16 protein-coding genes are annotated in these 19,128 nt (G+C 43.7%); 3 read left to right on the top strand and 13 right to left on the bottom strand.

All coding sequences use genetic code 11. The features are described 5' to 3' along the window. Positions 1-19 precede the first annotated feature (19 nt). Positions 20-1,918, bottom strand: a complete 1,899-nt coding sequence (gene glgB, locus DESDI_RS10685) for a 1,4-alpha-glucan branching protein GlgB (protein ID WP_015262625.1) — start codon at positions 1,916-1,918, stop codon at positions 20-22. Between the two features lie 365 nt (positions 1,919-2,283). On the opposite strand from glgB, the gene DESDI_RS10690 reads away from it, so the two are divergent. Further along, positions 2,284-2,808, top strand: coding sequence for a CarD family transcriptional regulator (locus tag DESDI_RS10690; RefSeq protein ID WP_015262626.1), 525 nt, complete (start codon positions 2,284-2,286; stop codon positions 2,806-2,808). A gap of 86 nt (positions 2,809-2,894) precedes the next feature. Here DESDI_RS10690 and DESDI_RS10695 read toward each other — a convergent pair whose 3' ends face one another. The 9 genes from DESDI_RS10695 to DESDI_RS10730 form a co-directional block, all read right to left on the bottom strand. Beyond that, on the bottom strand, positions 2,895-4,739 hold the full coding sequence (locus tag DESDI_RS10695; RefSeq protein WP_015262627.1) for an LTA synthase family protein: 1,845 nt from the start codon (positions 4,737-4,739) through the stop codon (positions 2,895-2,897). Positions 4,740-4,940: 201 nt separating this feature from the next. Beyond that, on the bottom strand, positions 4,941-5,279 hold the full coding sequence (locus DESDI_RS10700) for a HesB/IscA family protein (RefSeq protein WP_015262628.1): 339 nt from the start codon (positions 5,277-5,279) through the stop codon (positions 4,941-4,943). A 125-nt stretch (positions 5,280-5,404) separates the two neighbouring features. Continuing rightward, positions 5,405-6,916: an IMP dehydrogenase gene (locus DESDI_RS10705; RefSeq protein ID WP_015262629.1), complete on the bottom strand. Its 1,512-nt coding sequence runs from the start codon at positions 6,914-6,916 to the stop codon at positions 5,405-5,407. A 118-nt stretch (positions 6,917-7,034) separates the two neighbouring features. Beyond that, positions 7,035-7,469, bottom strand: coding sequence for a YaiI/YqxD family protein (locus DESDI_RS10710; protein ID WP_015262630.1), 435 nt, complete (start codon positions 7,467-7,469; stop codon positions 7,035-7,037). Further along, positions 7,466-8,059 carry an HD domain-containing protein gene (locus DESDI_RS10715; RefSeq protein WP_015262631.1) on the bottom strand — a complete coding sequence of 198 codons (594 nt, stop codon included), beginning with the start codon at positions 8,057-8,059 and terminating at the stop codon, positions 7,466-7,468. Before DESDI_RS10715 ends, DESDI_RS10710 begins: the two co-directional genes overlap by 4 nt. A 114-nt stretch (positions 8,060-8,173) precedes the next feature. Next, a complete protein-coding gene (queC, locus tag DESDI_RS10720) occupies positions 8,174-8,839 on the bottom strand; it encodes a 7-cyano-7-deazaguanine synthase QueC (protein WP_015262632.1) in 666 nt (221 codons plus the stop codon). A gap of 14 nt (positions 8,840-8,853) precedes the next feature. After that, positions 8,854-9,366: a VUT family protein gene (locus tag DESDI_RS10725; RefSeq protein WP_015262633.1), complete on the bottom strand. Its 513-nt coding sequence runs from the start codon at positions 9,364-9,366 to the stop codon at positions 8,854-8,856. A 32-nt stretch (positions 9,367-9,398) separates the two neighbouring features. Next, complete coding sequence (locus DESDI_RS18095) at positions 9,399-9,551, bottom strand: hypothetical protein (RefSeq protein ID WP_015262634.1); 153 nt, start codon at positions 9,549-9,551, stop codon at positions 9,399-9,401. Positions 9,552-9,616: 65 nt separating this feature from the next. Beyond that, complete coding sequence (locus tag DESDI_RS10730) at positions 9,617-11,575, bottom strand: ABC-F family ATP-binding cassette domain-containing protein (RefSeq protein ID WP_015262635.1); 1,959 nt, start codon at positions 11,573-11,575, stop codon at positions 9,617-9,619. Between the two features lie 213 nt (positions 11,576-11,788). On the opposite strand from DESDI_RS10730, the gene pepT reads away from it, so the two are divergent. Next, positions 11,789-13,021, top strand: a complete 1,233-nt coding sequence (gene pepT / locus DESDI_RS10735) for a peptidase T (RefSeq protein WP_015262636.1) — start codon at positions 11,789-11,791, stop codon at positions 13,019-13,021. Between the two features lie 215 nt (positions 13,022-13,236). Here the strand turns inward: pepT and DESDI_RS10740 are convergent, their stop codons facing one another. From DESDI_RS10740 to DESDI_RS10750, 3 genes are all read right to left on the bottom strand, one after another. After that, positions 13,237-14,055 carry a hypothetical protein gene (locus DESDI_RS10740; protein ID WP_015262637.1) on the bottom strand — a complete coding sequence of 273 codons (819 nt, stop codon included), beginning with the start codon at positions 14,053-14,055 and terminating at the stop codon, positions 13,237-13,239. Positions 14,056-14,322: 267 nt separating this feature from the next. Then, entirely contained in the window at positions 14,323-15,501 is a 1,179-nt protein-coding gene (locus DESDI_RS10745; protein ID WP_015262638.1) for a tetracycline resistance MFS efflux pump, read from the bottom strand. A gap of 17 nt (positions 15,502-15,518) precedes the next feature. Continuing rightward, complete coding sequence (locus DESDI_RS10750; RefSeq protein ID WP_015262639.1) at positions 15,519-18,455, bottom strand: FAD-binding and (Fe-S)-binding domain-containing protein; 2,937 nt, start codon at positions 18,453-18,455, stop codon at positions 15,519-15,521. Between the two features lie 252 nt (positions 18,456-18,707). Here DESDI_RS10750 and DESDI_RS10755 point away from each other — a divergent pair, with 252 nt between their 5' ends. Then, entirely contained in the window at positions 18,708-19,052 is a 345-nt protein-coding gene (locus tag DESDI_RS10755; RefSeq protein WP_015262640.1) for a (2Fe-2S)-binding protein, read from the top strand. Positions 19,053-19,128: the final 76 nt, after the last annotated feature.

Here is a 19,128-nt window from a genome sequence, read left to right on the forward strand (position 1 = left end):
CTATTCCTTGCCCAACTATTTATGCAAGTACCGGTTTTAAGAGGATTGCTCCCAGCGAAGGAATCTGAAGTTCCAATGAATACTCTCGTCCATGCCAGGGAATGCTTTCCACCATGATGAGTCCTGAATTATTTACACCCGCACCACCGTAGTCTGCTGTATCCGTACTAATGATTTCCCTATACCCTTTGGCGTCCTCCACTCCGATCCGAAATCCAGAGTAACTATGGGGCTGGAAGTTGATAATCACCACTAAACGATCCTGATGTTCTTCACCTTTACGACAAAACACAAGGATTCCTTGCTCATGGTTATGGACATCGATCCACTCAAATCCTGACCAGTTCAGGTCGTTTTCCCATAAAGCCCTTTCTTCCCGATAGATAGCATTAAGCTGTTGAACAAATAGGTGATACTGCCGATGAATATCAAATTTAAGGAGAAACCAATCCAGCTCCCGATCCTCACGCCACTCGATAAACTGCGCAAGCTCACCCCCCATAAAGAGCAGCTTCTTCCCGGGGTAACAGATCCAATAGATCATTAAGGATCTTAATCCTGCAAACTTTTGCTCGTAATTGCCAGGCATCTTATTTAATAAGGACTTTTTGCCATGGACTACCTCATCATGGGATAAGGGTAGAATATAACTTTCAGAATAGGCGTACATCATGGGAAAGGTTAAGAGCTGATGATACTTTTTTCTCTGCTCAAAATCCAAGACAATGTAGCGCAGAGTATCATTCATCCAGCCCATATTCCATTTAAATGAGAATCCTAACCCTTGGTTTGCCAGTGGCCTAGTTACCCCCTGCCAATCCGTTGCCTCTTCGGCAATCATCAGAACATCAGGAAAAAGAGCATCAACCGCTTGGTTAAGCCGCTGTATAAATTGGACGGCCGCCAAATCTTCTCTCCCCCCCAAAATGTTAGGCTCCCAGGTTTTATCCTCTTTGCCATAATCCAAGTAGAGCATACTACTTACCCCATCCACTCGTAGGCCATCCACATGATAAATCTCCAGCCAGAAGATTGCATTAGAAATTAAGAAGCTCCATATTTCCGACCGGGTATAATCAAATTTATAGGTACCCCAATGCTCATGGACTTCTTTCTCAAAGAGAGCACTTCCATCAAAGTTCCCCAAGCCATGGGCATCCTTGCAAAAATGCCCCGGAACCCAATCCATAATCACCCCGATATCCGCTTGATGACATTGGTCAATCAACGCCATCAGATCATGGGGAGTACCATAACGGCTGGTACTGGAATAGTATCCTGTTCCCTGGTAACCCCATGACCCGTCATAGGGATGCTCCTGCAAGGGCAAAATTTCCACATGGGTATAGCCCATTTTTTTTAAGTAACTGATGAGCTCAGGCGCAATTTCCCGGTAACTATAAAATCCACCTCCCTCCTTACTTTTCCAGGAGCCTAGGTGTATTTCATAAATGGCTAAGGGCATGATTTTATAGTCAATAGTTTTGCGTTTGTTAAGCCAAGTCTGGTCGTGCCAAGGATAACCCTCTAGGGAATATACAACTGAAGCTGTATCGGGCCTCACTTCGGAGAAGAAGGCAAACGGATCCGCTTTCAGCACTCTTTCTTCAGCGTCAGTCAAAATCTCATATTTGTAAATCTCTCCTTCTTCTAAGCCCGGGATAAATAAAGTCCATATGCCATGGACCCCACATTTTTCCATAGGATGACTTACTCCGCACCAACCATTAAAATCCCCTACGACTGAGACTTTAGTTGCATAGGGAGCCCATAAGGCGAAGAATGTGCCCCATCGCTCCTGATTTTTTATACGATGTGCTCCAAATTTAAGGAAGCTATGATAAAACTCACCGCGATTAAAAAGATACATCTCTTTTGAGGTGAGTAGGGGATCTTTCTTATGAAGTTCTATAGTCACTGCCCCCTTCCGATACTAGATTTCCAATCCGCCGTATGGAATTGATAAGATACTCTTTTCTTCTTTTGCTTTTGCGACTCGGATAATATAATGCTTGTCTGTAATTACTAGATTCTATGACTCTCCGCTCTACTTTAGAACGAGCAATTGAGTTGTGGGTCAATTCCCTCTAAACGTTAGTCCAGTCCATATTGGACTAAACCATCCGGCACCACCAAACCCTTATTGAATCGGGAACAGACACGTGTTATCCCGGTGTTAAAATGTGTTGACACAGCTATAGCACCTATGATATTATATAGAATTTTACAATCCATCATTTTTATGCTATACTAGTTAGAGCAAATCATTTGGGGGGTGACTCGATGTTTCAAGTGGGTGATAAGGTTCTCTATCCCATGTATGGGGCGGGAATTATCGATTCCATCGAAGAAAAAGAGGTCTTAGGTGTTAAAGGACAGTATTACCTCTTGAACATTCCTCATGTCCATATGGAAATTATGATTCCTGTCGGAAAAGCTGAGGATTTAGGCATTCGGCAAGTGGTCAACTGCGAAATCATTGATCAAGTGTTGAGTTTTTTATTTCAAGGAGATACTGACCCTGTAATTTTCGAAAGCAACAACCGCTTCTACCGAGATATCAATAAAAAGAAAATGAAAAGCGGGGATATCTTTCAAGAGTGTGAGATTATTCGAGATTTAACGCGAAAAAGTAAGCTCCACAAGCTCGGCATGGAAGATAACAATATGCTGAATAGTGCCTGCCAGATTATTACCAGCGAGATTGTTCAAGCCAAAGGTATTGAGATGGAAGAAGCTGTCGAGATGCTTCAGGAAGTTATCAGTCGCGCTAAAGAAGAAAATGAAAAGCAAGAATTATTAGGATAGCCCGTCAAAGCTATAGACAAGAAGAAACCAGCACCATTGAGGCGCTGGTTTCTTCTTGTTTATATAAATCTTTAATCCATAGTTCCTTATTTCTGATGAGGGCCTTGCGCATAATAATTGCTTTGGATGAGCAAATCAGCAATAGTTAAGCCCTGAAGGGCATGGTCCTTATATCCTTCGCTTTCTCCAACAAATGTTCCATCCGCCAAAACCACATAATCCCTTTCAGTAGTAAGCAAATTTCGGCCTTGGACCTTATCAGCATAGGCTTTTTCATCAATTCCCATCAGATAGGCAACTGTCGGCAGAATATCAATTTGTCCCCCGGTAGTATCAATGACCTGTGCCTCCATTCCTTTTTTATAAATAATAAAGGGCACTTTATGATCATCAATACTCCACCACTCTTCTTGCGGTTGGATGTCAGCTAGTTCGCTATTATAATATTTATGAATTCCGCCATGATCTCCGTAAATAACGACTACTGTGTTATCTAATACTCCCTGTTGATCTAAGTTGTCGAGAAATGCTCCAATTTGCTGATCTGTGTAATGGATACTTTGGAAATATCCACCCAGCTTTGTCTGGTCGATCTGCGGATTCATATCCAGCTCTCGGTACTGCGTGGGAAGATCAAAGGGACCGTGGCTGGACATCGTAATGATAAAATCATAAAATGGCTGTTGTTCCCCTCCAACCATAGGTTGCATTTGGCGTAGAAAACTCCCATCACTTAAACCCAAACCAATTTTCTCATCCATAACGAAATCCGTTATATCCAAGGTGTTGGCAAAGCCCATACCAGTCAAAGCTTCAACCCAATTCCAATAACCCGCATTATCTGGGTGGCTGGCCCGAGTTGTATACCCTTCTTCAGTAAGAAGAACGGGTAAGGAATAATACTCATTAAGAGGATAGCGGAAGAAGGTACTCCCTCTGCGCACGGGGTATACCGAAGCGTTAGCCAAAAGCTCAGCATCAGATGTGGTACCATTCCACACCTGTTCATAAAAATTGGGGAAGTAGATGCTGTTCTTCAATAACCTATTTAGGGTAGGGGTTATTTCTTGGTTCTCAAGGCTTTGCTGTACGACGAAGTTCTCCAGAGATTCAACCTGGAGAAGTATTAGATTTTGCCCTGCAAAGATTCCCTTCAACTCATTAGAAGGCGCATCCTCGTGGTTTTGCGCAAACCATGTTTGAATGTCCTCCTTTTGCTCTAGGGTTAATTCTATGGTCTGATTTTCTTTGAAATAGACATAATTATCATAAAAATGGTAGCCTAGAGGAGATAAATTTCTCATGGTATCCGTAGGAGCCCAACAGATTCGGAAAACCATCTGATTCTCCCCATTTTCGGTAAGATCATAACGATAATGAGCAGAATAAATAAATCCTACAGCTAGGGCACAAAACATCATAAACCAAGGGATCTGGCGAGAAATTCCTTTCCCCATCCCCTTCTTCATAAGCAGCAAGAACAGGCCTAAGACGCAATCGAGAACAAAAAAGATATCTTGGATGAAAAACAAAGAAAAAATTGTACTCCCTAGGTCCTCTAAATTCCCTACTTGTTTAACAAGATACAAATTAATGTAGTCACCGAAGCCACGAAAGTACACCAGATCAGCAATCAATATGAAGGAAAGCGCTGCACCAAGCAGCCAAGTTGCCCATAGACGTCTTCGCCCTTTAAATAAGAGTGCCACCGAGAAAAATAGCAGGGTAAAGCAAAAGGCTATACTGCTAGACAATTCATAGTCGTGCTCGAAATAAAAATCCCAAGCGCTATTCCAGGAAGTCGTTAATCCCATGAAGACTTTAACTTTGATATAGCCCAAGAGAAAAGATCCCAGCCAATAAGGATCAGGTAAGATTTCACCAATGAAACGTAGATTTCTTTTTATCGTTTGATATTGAAGGACAGACATTCAATCACCTTAACTGTTGATTACTTGCTCCTTGAGCAGCTACTATTATAACATATTAACGCAACCCTTTATATCTCACTATAAGATAAAATGCTGACTGTATCCTTCCCTCTTGCCTATAGAACAACTCATGCTTACTTTTCCTCCATAATACAAAAGAGAGCTCATATGAGCTCTCTTCTTAGGCAATTTAAGAACTAATTAACAACTTCCACCACAGCTCCCACAGCTGCTACCGCAACCTTCACCGCCAAAATCTTTAGCCAAGCGTATTTCAAAGCCACTAGCTTCTTCATTTTCCAAGAAGTCGATAAAGGCGCCTTCTAAATACTCAGAGAGGGTGCTGGCGGTAATGACGGACACACCGAATTCTTCATCCAGAACATCGACATCGGTTTTAGCGTCCTCTAAAGTCATCCCAAAGCTTGGACCACCGCAACCAAATCCAGCCAGATAGAGGCGAAGATATGACCCTTCTTTATTTTGGGACTTTTGAACTTCCTTGATTTTCTCTGCCGCGAGTTCTGATATATTAATCATACTTCACATCTCCTTCTTTTAATCTAGGTACTCGTAGGACTTTATGCTACCTACCCTATTTCCTAAATCTAGTGCATGGATTGTTAAAAATTATTACACCTTATATATCATTAATTATACCATCTTTATTTCATAAATTCCACCATATTACTATCTTTGAGAACCACATCATGGGAACCGCCCTCAACAATGCTCGTTGCCGAAACCAGGGTAATCCTTGCATTATCCTGCAAGTCAGGGATGGTTAAGACACCACAGTTGCACATAGTTGAGCGGACCTTGTTTAAGGAAAGGGTTACGTTATCCTTTAAGCTACCAGCATAGGGAACATAAGAATCCACACCCTCCTCAAAGGAAAGCTTCTTATCTCCGCCCATGTCATAGCGCTCCCAGTTCCTTGCTCGGTTGGAGCCTTCACCCCAGTACTCTTTCATATAGCTACCGTTGATATTGACTTTATTGGTAGGGCTTTCATCAAAGCGTGCAAAATACCGCCCTAACATGATAAAGTCTGCACCCATAGCGAGAGCCAAGGTCATATGATAGTCATAGACGATTCCACCATCAGAACAGATTGGCACATAGACTCCCGTTTCTTCAAAATATTCATCGCGTGCCTTGGCTACTTCAGCGACAGCCGTAGCTTGCCCGCGCCCAATACCCTTTTGTTCCCGGGTAATACAGATGGAGCCTCCGCCAATTCCTACTTTAACAAAGTCAGCTCCGGCTTTAGCTAGGTATAAGAAGCCCTCGCGATCGACCACATTACCAGCACCCACCTTGACATCATCGCCGTAATGTTCCCGAACCCAGTCGATCGTTATTTTCTGCCATTCGGTGAAGCCTTCTGACGAATCAATGCATAGGACATCCGCCTCGGCATTGACTAAAGCAGGAATTCGTTTCGCATAATCTCGGGTATTGATTCCGGCTCCTACAACGTAACGCTTTGAGTTATCTAAAAGCTCATTTTCATTTTCCTTATTCGAATCATAATCCTTGCGGAAAACCATCGCTTTTAAGCGTTGGTCTTTATCAATTAAGGGCAAGGCATTGAGCTTATGCTCCCAAATAATATCATTGGCTTCCTTGAGGGTTGTTTTATCATCCGCACAGATAAGGTCTTGGAATTTCGTCATAAACTCCGTCACTTTAGTATCGGTTGACATACGGCTGACACGATAATCCCGGCTCGTAACAATCCCCAACAATTTCCCGTTAGCTGTGCCATCCTCGGTGACAGCCATGGTCGAGTGCCCGGTAATTTCTTTCAAAGCTAAAATATCGGCTAAGGTATCTTCAGGCTTAATGTTTGAATCACTGACGACAAAGCCTGCCTTGTGATTCTTCACTCGGGATACCATTTGAGCCTGATTTTCTATGGTCTGGGAGCCATAGATAAAAGCAATACCCCCCTCTTTCGCTAAGGCGATACCCATGCGGTCATCCGAAACGGATTGCATGATGGCTGACACCAAGGGTATATTCATGGTCAAGGAGGATTGTTCCCCTTTTTTAAACTTCACTACCGGTGTTCTTAAACTCACATTAGCCGACATACATTCTGTAGAAGAATATCCCGGGACCAGAAGGTATTCCCCAAAAGTCCGTGAAGGTTCGTCAAAATAAAAGGCCATTTCAATCACTCCTACTTTCTAAAACTTTTATCTTTAATCTTATCATTATCACCCGGATAAAGACAAGTATTCTTAAAAATATAAATGCTGCTACTACCTGATTATCCGACTGCCAGCCCTACCCTTCACTCAACAAGCTCATCAAGGTCTGCTCAAAGAGTCGATCTTCCATTGGGGTGCGTTTACTAGGGCCCTTTGTTCTTCCCCCTGCTCTGCGGTATTTGGCCTTGAGTTCTCTTTCCTCAAGCATGATACTCATGGTCTCGGGACGGTATTCTTTTCCAGAAGGACCTAGAGCTTTCGCTCCCTTGCCAACGACCATGGCGGCTAAGCCAATATCCTGCGTCACAATAATATCTCCTGCTTCGCAAAGATTCATCACTTTTAAATCGGTCTCTTGAGAGGAATTTCCCACAATGATGTGGTGGTCCGAGTTAATCTCGTGATTAAAGCTAGCTACCGTCCAGACAGGTATATCCTTTTGACGACCCGTGTTCAAGCAGATTTGGAGAACGACTTTGGGGCAGGCATCCGCATCGATGAGAATCTTCATGGTTTAAGAAACCCTCTCTCAATCGAACTTTGGATTAATCTTTCGATATACTCATAGAGTTGGGGAACTCTTGCCTTCGCCACAGCAGTGCGCTTCAAGACCTTGGCACTGGTGATTCCAGGTCTTTGCCAGGTGTGTCCATCCGTATTGTAATTCAATAGAAGAGGCTGAAAACGATCCAGTGTTGCAGCATAGGCCGCTTCCTCGGTTTCCATCTCTTCGAATTCACGCCAAAGGGCCATCATCTTTTGTGCTTGATCCTCTGGGAGCATATTGAATAAACGATTCGCTGCTTCTTGTTCTCTCTCATCTTTATCTTCATAGCCTTTTTCATCATAGCAGTAGGTATCCCCAGCATAGATCTCCACTAAGTCGTGAATCAGCACCATTTTGATTACTCTAAATATATCAACATTCTTATCCTCAGCATATTCCGAGAGAATCATCGCCATCATAGCTAAATGCCAAGAGTGCTCGGCATCATTTTCATGGCGTCTATCTCTAATAGTTACACTTTGGCGGGTAATATTCTTGAGTTCATCAATCGTCACAATAAATTGGATTTGTTTTTCCATTCTTTCGCTAATCATTTTGACTCCATCTCCTTCTGAAACTAGTTGAAATCTTTCCCATAATATGTACCGAAATATTGACCTTAGGTACTCTACCAGAAGAAATTATATGAAAAAACCTCCTTACAGAGGTTAGTTTTCAATATAGGGTACAGGGTCAGCTACCCCAGCTTCGGCAAATCCTTTCAGACGCAGAATGCAACTATCGCAAGTTCCACAGGCCCTTTCCCCACCACGGTAACAGCTCGTGGTTAAATGCAAAGGGGCCCCGTTCGACCCTGCCAGGCGGATCGTATCCGCTTTGGAAAGGTGAAGTAACGGCGCTTTAATCTCTATCCTTTGACCATTCGCACCTGCCTTAGTACCCACTTCAGCAACCTTTTGAAAAGCCTCCAAAAACTCAGGTCGGCAATCCGGATAGCCGCTGTAATCCACAGAGCTAATCCCGATAAAGATCGCCTCTGCACCGATGACCTCACCATAACCCAAAGCATAGCTCAGGAAGAGAAGATTGCGTGCCGGAACATAAGTCACGGGTATCTGATCATCCTCTGCATAATCCGGAACTTGGATTGAGGGATCCGTTAAGGCACTTCCCCCCACATTATCAAGTGTGATGATTCGATGTTCCTTGACCTGATAGAATTGGGCAACCGCTTTAGCCGCCTCTAATTCCCGCTGATGCCTCTGACCATAATCAAAGGATAGCGGGTATATTTCGTAGCCCGCCTTGGCAGCAACACTCATGCACGTAGTACTGTCCAAGCCGCCAGAGAGTAAAACAACAGATTTCTTCATAACAAGCTCCTTAACTAGGTAGTCTTTAAGCCATCATGGAATTTCGATCGATCCTTCCTGAAAAGGATCAGGGACCAAATATAACCGCCGAAGACTTTAGCAAAGAATTGACCAAATACAGCGTAGGGTATAAAGGCGCCAAAGGCTAAAGTAGGAAAAGCGATTGAATCCACAGCTGCCGATACAATGTTGGAGCTGTTAATTTTCACAAAGCGCGGGTGTTTTTTCAACCCTTGATAGACCGCAGTATCCGTTATTCCCGTCAGCAAGAAGGCGATAAAGGAAGCCGTAGCGATGGACCCTGCATTGCGGTTAATAAACCATGACAATAAGGCCCCTGCCCCAACTAACATTAACATCTTCGGCCAGAGATGCTTGCGACTCCATTGCTCATGAAGTTTATCCCGGGCAACTAAGTCAAAGGCAATAAGCAAAAATGCATTAATCGGCGTTGAAATCGGGCCGAAATGCGCGACCGATAAATTGGCCGCCACATTGGCAGCTAAATAGGCCAAAACAATCCACATGAATACTCCTCCATTTCTATGGCAGGATAGATCTACTTATCAAATAATCCGCCTTTTTTATAACTCTTTATCCCACTGCGAGCTTGCCCAATTTTTGCAGTTGCTTTATTGGGCCCACCTTGTTGGGCACTTTTCTTCTTTTTTTCCTCGATGAGCTTTTTCATTAATTCAATATTCTTATCCATAATTACCTCCATTTTTTAATACACATAACATCTCAAGCTTGGACTATTGAAAATCACAGACACATTTATGTCTTGTTCCGTGCAATCTCTTCAGCCAGCTCACTTAGATAGGTCCATCGCTCCATCGCTTCTTCCAGCTTTTTCTCCGATTCGTCCTTGACCTTCACGAGGTCGTTAAGTTTGCCGTAATTGTCCCCAGCTTCCATCATGTCTTGCTCCACTCGCTCCAATTGACTCTCGATTTCTGCAATGACATCTTCTATCTGTTCATATTCCCGTTGCTCTTTGTAACTCATTTTTAAAGGGCGTTCTTTAGGCTTACTCAATTGAGCCGTATCCGCTGCCCCCTCCTGATTAGAGACTTGACCAGAGTTTTTTCGGCCTTGAATCAGGCTTTCTTCTAATGACAGTTCCTCCTGCGCTCGCGTTTCCATCTGCTCCCGATACTCTGTGTAATTGCCGATGGCCGAACGAATTCTTCCCTGTCCTTCGAAAGCCAGAATCTGCTCGACGACGCGATCCAAAAAAAAGCGATCATGGGATACTGTAATGACAACCCCCGGAAAATCCTCAAGATACTCTTCAAGAATACCAAGTGTTTGAATATCCAAATCATTGGTTGGTTCGTCCAAAAGCAATACATTGGGTGAATCCATCAAGATCTGTAAGAGGTAAAGCCTCCGTTTTTCGCCTCCAGAAAGCTTTTCTACCGGAGTCCACTGTTGAGCTGGGCTAAAAAGAAACCTCTCCAGCATTTGCGAGGCTGTTATTACCCCACCATCTGCAGTGGTAATCACTTCCGCCACCTGCTTAATCACATCGATTACCTTGATCTGCGGCTCAAACTCTCGGCATTCTTGAGCGAAGTACCCTATCTTAACTGTGGATCCCCACTCAATTTTCCCTTGATCAGCTTGAATCCGTCCGGCTAAAATATTTAACAACGTGGACTTACCGCTACCGTTGGGACCAATAATCCCAATCCGATCAAATTTAGAAAGAATAATGCTAAAATCATCAATAACCGTCCCCCGATTAGGGTAGGTCTTATGAAGATGGGAACATTCGATGACTTTCTTTCCTAAGCGAGCTGCTCCTGCTGAGATGTCTACCTTCCCTGTCTTTTCCTCTGGCTTATCCCCTTGAAGCTGATCGAAACGATCAATTCTCGCTTTTTGCTTCGTGGTGCGAGCTTTAGCTCCCCGACGAATCCAGGCTAGCTCATTGCGCAAGGTATTTTGACGTTTTCTTTCGGAAGCTTCTTCTTGCTCATCCCGTTCCGCTTTTAATTCTAGGTAGCGACTATAATTTCCAGGGTATGAATAGAGTTTTCCCCGATCTAGTTCAAACATTCGATTCACTACTCGGTCAAGAAAATAACGATCATGAGTCACCATTAAAAGGGCACCTTTGCGTTTATTTAAATAATGTTCAAGCCAATCCACCATTTCATTATCGATATGGTTGGTTGGTTCATCAAGAATCAAGAGATTCGAAGGCTGAATCAGGGCACTCGCCAGTGCTACTCGCTTCCGCTGCCCACCGGACAAGGTCCCCACGGCAATATCAAATTGAGTTATCCCTAACTTGGTCAGAATAGCTTTTGCTTCGCTTTCGATTTGCCACCCGTTAAGGCTGTCCATCTTCTGCCCCAGTTGGAGGAGGGTATTTTGATAATCAACCTTACTAGAATCTTGATTCATTCGTTCTAACGCGGTTTCATAGTCCCTAAGTAGCTGCATCAGTGGGGAATTCCCTTTAAAAACCTGTTGCAATACGGTAGCCTCGTCATCAAAATCCGGCTCTTGGGGAAGATATTCTAACTGCAGGGCATTGTTGGTGACAATCCGCCCTTGATCCGGTTGCTCCATACCCGCAAGTATCCTCAGCAAGGTAGACTTCCCTGTTCCATTCACCCCGATAATACCGATTTTTTGGCCTTCTTCTACCCCTAGTGAAATATCTCTAAATAAAAACTTTATACCATAGCTTTTAGTAAGCGATTCAGCTGTTAACAGATTCATTTCGATTCCCCTTAACTATCCGAACTTGAATGCGTCATCTCTTGAGTATATCACTTCTGAGAGATTTCGTGAACCGCAAATTCATAAGGTTTTTGTTGTTCATTGGGCTTCATGATGTTCATGGTCTTATGCGCTTCTTACTCCATTTGAATGAAGATTAAAAATAGCTTATAGTGTTAGTATCAAATTCTAAGCAGAATAAGGAGGTTGACCATGTCACAAGTTATCAACCGTTTCCTAAAGTATGTTCAAATGGATACCCAATCCAGCGAAGACTCTCAAAACACACCCAGCACGGGCAAGCAGCTCGACTTAGCACAGCTTCTGCAAAAAGAATTAACGGATCTTGGATTGTCGGATGCTAGAATAAAAGAAGGCTATGTTTATGGAACCTTGCCAGCTAATTCGGCAAAGGCTATCCCAGCCCTAGGTTTAATCGCCCATATGGATACTAGCCCTGACTTTTCCGGCGAAAATGTCAAGCCCAAAGTCATTGAGAGCTATGATGGTCAGGAGATCGTCTTAAATTCGGAGCACAATCTTATTCTTTCTCCTCGAGATTTTCCGGAATTGCTGGATTACATAGGCAAATCACTCATCACGACCGATGGAACAACTCTTTTAGGGGCAGATGATAAAGCAGGTATTGCCGAGATTATGACTGCACTGGACTACCTAGCAACACACCCCGAAGTGGAGCATGGGAAAATCTGTGTCGCCTTCACCCCTGATGAAGAAATAGGTCGTGGAGCCGATCATTTTGATGTGGCAGGCTTTGGTGCAGATTTCGCCTACACTTTGGATGGCGGCCCCCTCGGCGAATTAGAGTATGAGAATTTTAACGCGGCCAAGGCGATTGTGAAGATCAAAGGGAGAAATGTTCATCCCGGTAGTGCCAAGAACAAAATGATTAATTCGATCCTCTTAGCCAATGAGTACATCGCCAAGCTTCCTGCTCAAGAAACACCGGCAACTACGGAAGGCTATGAAGGTTTTTATCATATCAATGATATCAAGGGGGATGTGGAAGAAACTACCCTTTACTATATTATCCGGGATTTTGATCAAGATTCTTTCACCAAGCGCAAAGCGACGATGTTGAACTTAGCAGAAGAGTTGAACCAAATCTATGGATCTGATGCTTTCTCCCTTGAGATCACAGATCAATACCAAAATATGAAGGAAAAAATCATCCCCTTCATGCATATCGTGGAAAAAGCCCAAGCTGCCATGGAGGCCGTAGGCGTCAAACCCCTAATCCAGCCTATACGTGGAGGAACAGACGGAGCGCGTCTATCGTTTATGGGGCTTCCCACCCCCAATCTCTTCACCGGTGGTCATAATTATCATGGTCGCTATGAATTCATCCCCACCTTCGCCATGGAAAAGTCTGTTGAGGTCATCCTGAAGATTATTGAGCTGTATGCTAAAGAGGATCTCCACTAAGATAGTAAAACCGTGTGAAATGTCCTGCCAAAGTAGGCCTGTCCCAAATACGACTGCGCATTCGTATTTGGGACAGGCCTTTATATCACATGGAGAGTATCTGTTTTTTCGTCTAAGTCTGAACAAATTCCATGGCTAAAAATTGAAGATAGTTTCATTGATTTGTTGAAAACTAGGGAACCATCTTTAGTTGGTTGGTTTAGCATGTTAGAAACTCATATCTGAGGAAATAAAAGTTCAACAATATGGATGAAATCTTCAAGATTGCAGCAATCATTGACCAAATACACCGGCAGCCCGATAAAGCGAAAAGGCCTATTTCTATGGACAAAATCGTAGAGAGTTGGTTTATCACTCACTTTTAGGTTACCCTCAGTATCGTAGCCCCTCCCCTTCCCTTGTGCTTTGATCTGTCCCTCTAAGGTCTCAAAGAGTTCTTGATAATGCTCTGATTTCAAGTCGTGAGCTTGACAATACCCATCCCTTTGCCGTGCATACAGTGATTGAATATAATTCTTCTTGGCCTCGTCCCACTGTGGATAAGCCTTAAAAACAAAAGCATTGGCCAGTGTTTCTTCAAGACAATCCTGGGTCCCCCAGGTTTGACTATACACCTTCTTTTTATAGGTTGGGTAGAGACCATTGTTTTCATTTCCCACATCATCGATTAATATGCAGTAACGTTCCACGAGATAATGAAAGGATCCATGGGTCAAGAGTGAATCCAGCGCCAGGGTATGAGCCTCCCGCAATGTCATCTGGGTCTGCCTGAGGATACTGAAGAGATACATTCCGAACATCTCGGCATAAATATATAAACCAAAATTGTCTCTATTATAATGACAAGGTCGATAGGTCCCCACTATATCTAAATTTTCACAGCGTTTTTCGTTAAAATGGCGCTCATACTCTCTCAAATCTAATTTCAGTCTATTAAAGGCTTTTGAATTATAGGAAATTGCTTTGCCCTTCACCAGATATAAATCCTGACCCTGCATGATTGGATACACTTCTTCACTGATATGCTCCCCCACTGCTCCACCTCATTCCCAACAGGTTAAGAAAACAAGCTTGTCTCCATAAATTCATATGACTTGTTATCCTTTTTTAGCACCTGAGCTTGGAAACGGCGGATTTAGCGGTTTGTCTTTTGCTATCCAGAGCACCTCAAAGTATACCTATTGAAACTGATTAGAATTAGTATTAATACCTGAGCAGACCGTTACCATGGCATCACCTCCTTTTTGATATAGTAAAAGCACCCCTGAGGGTGCTTTTACTATGTATATCTGATGCAATTTTTATACTGAAAAACCTGACTCCTCTGCTTTTTTATCTTGAATTCTTGCGCCAAAGATGATTACACACAGGACCAAGGTTACTATACCAATAATATAAGGTGTATTCATGGATAATTCATAGATACCCCCTCCGATCAGTGGACCAATGATTCGTCCTAAGCTGCCGAAGGATTGAAAAACTCCCAGTGATGCACCCTGGTGATTATGGTTATTCTTTGTTACTAAGCTGGAACTGGTTGGTGTCATTAAAGAATTGCCTGTCATGAACACCATCGTTCCTAAAACCAGAAGCACTGCATTGGGAGCCCAGAGCATCCAAAGAAAAGCGAAGGCACAGAGAAGTGCTCCGAACTTGGCGGGTTTGGCATCACCAAACCGCTTGACCACCTTCCCGATCAGCATTCCCTGAACAATCACGCCAACAATTCCGATAATCATGAATACCATACCCATTTCTTTGGGGCCGAAGCCCACCCGCTCGGCAGCAAACAAGGTAAAGGTGGTTTCAAACATGGCCATGGTAAAACTGAGCACGAAGCTAAAGACAAATAATGGGAATAACGGATCGCGAATCACACTGAAATTTAACCGCACCTTTTTCTTAGGCTCTTTATTGGGTTCTTTCAGGGTCTCAGGGAGGAACTTCCAGGCAAAGGGCAGAACAAGGAGCGCTAAGGTTCCCGCAAAATAGAAGGGCAAGGTGAAGCTATAATCTCCTAGCCATCCACCCAGGGCAGGGCCAAAGACCATTCCTAATCCCATCGCTGCACCGAGCATTCCCATGCTCTTTGACCGATCAGCTCCCTCAGTTATATCGGCCATATAGGCCATCGCTGTAGGCAGCGTTGCCGAGGAGACCATCCCGGATAGAGCTCGAAAGGCGATGAGAAGCGGAAGATTCCCGGCGAGACCGAATAGAAAGAACGTTATTCCATAGCCACTGAGACCAATGAGGAGGACGGGTCGTCTGCCGATTCGATCCGATAAACGTCCCCAGAAAGGAGCAAAGAAAAACTGCATGATGGAATACGCGGACATGAATAACCCTAGAGAGAATGCTCCTCCTCCCAGCTCTTCAATCAAAAAGGGAAGAATAGGTATGACAATCCCGAATCCCACCATCACTAAAAACTGGACGAGAATCAAGATGATCATGGGACGAATGAACTCTTTTTTCATGATACACTCCCGTCATTTTAGCGTAGCGGACTCGAGCACCGATCCACTAGGTAGATCAAGGATTGATAGCTTATGCCACTGTGAGCAGAAAGACCAATTTCACAGGTCCGGCTGTTGGAGTATCCACCGGTACAATCATCGGTAATGGCTTGACTCAACCCAGCTAAAGCTGCTTGATTTAATTCAGGATAAGTGAAGCCCTTATCACCGGCAAAGCCGCAACAATGCACATCATCCGGAATAATTACCTTTTCGGCACACTTCTCGGCGACTGCCTTGAATTTTTCACTTAAGCGCATTTTGATGGAGCTACAGGTGACATGGATAGCGATAGTCTCCGAAACCGGTTTGAATTTCAAGCGGTGCAGCAAAAAATCATGGGTAAATTCTACGGACTCATGGAGCTCAATACCCGATTTGAAAGCTCGCTTCATCCGATACAGGCAAGGGCTGGTATCGCATACAATTGGATATTTGCCATTTTCACTGGCTTTAAGCAGAACTTTTTCTAATTCTGCACTTTTCTCATCGGCAATATCAAAGAAACCCTTGCTCTCCCAAGGCATCCCACAGCAGAGTTTATCCAGACCCGCCGGAATTATAACTTCATAGCCCGCCTTGGCCAGGATGGAACACATCACTTCGTTCAAAGGCCTTTGATCCTTATCTTTACGAGCTGGACCCATGGAACGACTGATACAGCTCGGGAAATACACGACCTTTAACACTTCCCCATTCTTGGCAGTGTAAATTGGTTGCAGAGGCTTCACTTTGCCCTTGCCTTTGCTAGGCATCCAAGCATTCCACAAAGGTATCTTGCTTTGAGAGACCCCACGGGCGGTCTTAGCTAAAGTACCCATAACGCGACTTCCTAGCAAGGAGTGGGTCCCATCAACAACACCTAGTCCGACACGCATGACACCTGTGACACCATTCATATTCTTCGCTAGAGCTGTAGCAATCTTGCGTGTGGCCGGTGTTATGGCCCGTGACCGTAGATATTTAGAGTTGTCCCCGGTATTGATGTTGAGAGGACAGGAGGTGGCACAAAGGCCATCGGTAGCGCAGGTAGCATTACCCGCATAGTCATAATCCATAAGCAAACGCATCAACCGCTCAGGGTCTTTTCCTGTTCGTTTCAGGTGAGAAATCTCTCGTTGGAGAATAATTCGCATCCGCGGTGTGGTTGTTAAGTGCTTGGATGGGCATATATCCTGGCAGAAACCACAGTTAGTACAGCTATCAATGGTTTCATGAGACTGTGGCATGACTTTTAAATTCTCAAGATGAACGTTTTTATTATCATTGATGATGACCCCGGGGTTCAAAAGATTGTAAGGATCAAAAGCAGCTTTAAGCTTCTGCATAAGCTGATAAGCTTTGCTTCCCCACTCTAATTCTACGAAGGGCGCCATATTCCGGCCTGTCCCATGCTCTGCCTTCAGAGAACCATTATATTTCTTGACCACGAACTCATTGACTTCGTTCATCAAGCCCTCATAACGAGCAATTTCTTCATCTGTATCAAACTTTGGGGTAAAGATAAAGTGCCAATTGCCATCTAAGGCATGTCCGTAAATAATGGCATCGGTGTAGCCAAATTTGTTAAGACTATTGCGCAGGTCCGCTGTGGCCTCGGCTAAACGATCCAAAGGAAAAGCCACATCTTCGATCAGCACTGCTGTCCCTTGAGGACGAACACCACCGACTGCAGGAAAAATATCCTTACGTATTTTCCAGAATGTTTCATATTCTGATTTGACTGCAGTAAATTGAATGGGGAATACCGTGGGTATATCTTCTAAGACAGAGGTCGCCTTTGCTATGTATTGATTGAGCTCCTCCGGGTTCGCTGAACGCACTTCAACTAAGAGGGCGGTTGCAGTATCGGAAAGGGTCTTTAAATAATCAGGCATTCCCGGTGCATCTTCAACAGACCTCAAGGAAGCACGGTCCATCATTTCCGCAGCTGCTACTAAATCTCGAGTGAGTCTCATCACTGCATGACAAGCATGGTCCATATCAGGGTATATGATTAAGGCAGAGGCTTTATGGTCAAAGTCAATGACTGTTTTATATGTAATTTGGGATATAAAGCCTAAGGTCCCCTCTGAGCCGATAATGATATGCTTAATAATCTCAATCGGATCATGGAAATCAACGAAAGCATTGATGCTATATCCTGTTGTATTTTTGATTTTATATTTTTTCTGAATCATAGCTACGAGGTCTGGGTCAGCATTAATCTCATCGCGTATTCCTTCGATCTGGCGGATGAGATCAGCTTTACGCTCCATGAAATGTTGACGTGAAGCATTGTCCGCAGTATCCAAAATCGTTCCATCATCAAAAATAATCCGCATTTCGTCCACAGTCTTATAGCTGTTATCTGCAGTTCCACAGCACATACCGCTGGCATTATTGGCCGCAATCCCCCCAATCATACAGTGATCGATGGAAGCGGGGTCGGGGCCAATTTTACGTTTAAAGGAGCGAAGATAACGATTTGCTTCTACCCCAAGTATACCCGGCTCTAAGCTAATCTTCTTCCCTCCCTCGTGGACTTGATAATGCCGCCAAGAGCCTTGGAGCACCAGGAGAACAGAATCTGTCAAAGCCTGACCGGATAGACTAGTTCCAGCCGTACGAAAAGTCACGGGAATCTTTGTTCTCTGGGAAAGACGAAGGATTTCTCCCATCTCGGCATCATTCTGCACACGAATGACGATTTTCGGGATGAGTCGGTAAAAGCTGGCATCAATACCATAACCCAAGGTATAAAAGGGATCAATAAAAATCCGTTGATAGGGTATGAATTGGGAAACCTCACGATAAAAATTCTGGTATTCTTGAGGAAGCCCTTTCAGATCTTCTTCTTTCTGCTTTAGGTTACGGGGGTCGTTGGGGTTCAAATCGTAATTTATAGGCTGGGTCCCGCTTTTCCAATGAGTCATTACTTCACGTCCTTCCTTTATCTGATAGGTTAGTTTTAGCCAATTTTCGAGCGAAGATTCCTTTTAAGTATTAGCTTCATACCTCATTCTATTTTTTATCCTTAATATCCTTTAAAAAATCCATTTTTCGCAGATGTATAATCTAAATAGTATAATCTAAAAAGGATAGATGTTGGCTAACTTTTAAAGCTGATAAAAACATGATATGCTATGATTAAAAAAAACAGAAATAATCAAAAAGGGGACATTAAAATGGCAGCTAATAGAATAATTTGCACTAAGAATAATGTGGACTACGTGTCAATCAGAAAGGCAATGACGGCAGGTGCAAGAACAAAAGAAGAAATCGCGGCCAGTGCAGGTGTTTGTACTGAATGTGAGGGCTGTCAATCCGAATTAGAAACTATACTTAGCTCTGTTTGCGGATGTAAAAAAGTTTCCTTGGCAACTGTAATTGAGGCAGTTAAAGCAGGTGCCGATACTGTGGAAAAAGTTAGCGAGGTTACTGGAGCGGGTACAGGAGTAGACGAGGTCACTGGTGAGGAATGTGGCAAGTGTAAGGGCTTGATTCAGAATATCATTGATTTAGGAAGATAAAATTCTATAACAATAGCCAGGGTGCAGTTCAGTATCTGCCCCCTGGCTATTTTTCGTTTATATGGTACTGTATAGG

This window comes from Desulfitobacterium dichloroeliminans LMG P-21439, from assembly GCF_000243135.2.
In the GTDB taxonomy this organism is placed as follows: domain Bacteria; phylum Bacillota; class Desulfitobacteriia; order Desulfitobacteriales; family Desulfitobacteriaceae; genus Desulfitobacterium; species Desulfitobacterium dichloroeliminans.

What these genes read in the sequence shown, in the direction of transcription:
- DESDI_RS10690 (WP_015262626.1), top strand. Translation starts at nt 2,284, where the DNA reads ATGTTTCAAGTGGGTGATAAGGTTCTCTATCCCATGTATGGGGCGGGA.
- DESDI_RS10700 (WP_015262628.1), bottom strand. Translation starts at nt 5,279, where the DNA reads ATGATTAATATATCAGAACTCGCGGCAGAGAAAATCAAGGAAGTTCAA.
- DESDI_RS18095 (WP_015262634.1), bottom strand. Translation starts at nt 9,551, where the DNA reads ATGGATAAGAATATTGAATTAATGAAAAAGCTCATCGAGGAAAAAAAG.
- DESDI_RS10710 (WP_015262630.1), bottom strand. Translation starts at nt 7,469, where the DNA reads ATGAAGATTCTCATCGATGCGGATGCCTGCCCCAAAGTCGTTCTCCAA.
- DESDI_RS10745 (WP_015262638.1), bottom strand. Translation starts at nt 15,501, where the DNA reads ATGAAAAAAGAGTTCATTCGTCCCATGATCATCTTGATTCTCGTCCAG.
- DESDI_RS10715 (WP_015262631.1), bottom strand. Translation starts at nt 8,059, where the DNA reads ATGATTAGCGAAAGAATGGAAAAACAAATCCAATTTATTGTGACGATT.
- DESDI_RS10705 (WP_015262629.1), bottom strand. Translation starts at nt 6,916, where the DNA reads ATGGCCTTTTATTTTGACGAACCTTCACGGACTTTTGGGGAATACCTT.
- DESDI_RS10695 (WP_015262627.1), bottom strand. Translation starts at nt 4,739, where the DNA reads ATGTCTGTCCTTCAATATCAAACGATAAAAAGAAATCTACGTTTCATT.
- DESDI_RS10730 (WP_015262635.1), bottom strand. Translation starts at nt 11,575, where the DNA reads ATGAATCTGTTAACAGCTGAATCGCTTACTAAAAGCTATGGTATAAAG.
- pepT (WP_015262636.1), top strand. Translation starts at nt 11,789, where the DNA reads ATGTCACAAGTTATCAACCGTTTCCTAAAGTATGTTCAAATGGATACC.
- DESDI_RS10755 (WP_015262640.1), top strand. Translation starts at nt 18,708, where the DNA reads ATGGCAGCTAATAGAATAATTTGCACTAAGAATAATGTGGACTACGTG.
- DESDI_RS10750 (WP_015262639.1), bottom strand. Translation starts at nt 18,455, where the DNA reads ATGACTCATTGGAAAAGCGGGACCCAGCCTATAAATTACGATTTGAAC.
- queC (WP_015262632.1), bottom strand. Translation starts at nt 8,839, where the DNA reads ATGAAGAAATCTGTTGTTTTACTCTCTGGCGGCTTGGACAGTACTACG.
- DESDI_RS10725 (WP_015262633.1), bottom strand. Translation starts at nt 9,366, where the DNA reads ATGTGGATTGTTTTGGCCTATTTAGCTGCCAATGTGGCGGCCAATTTA.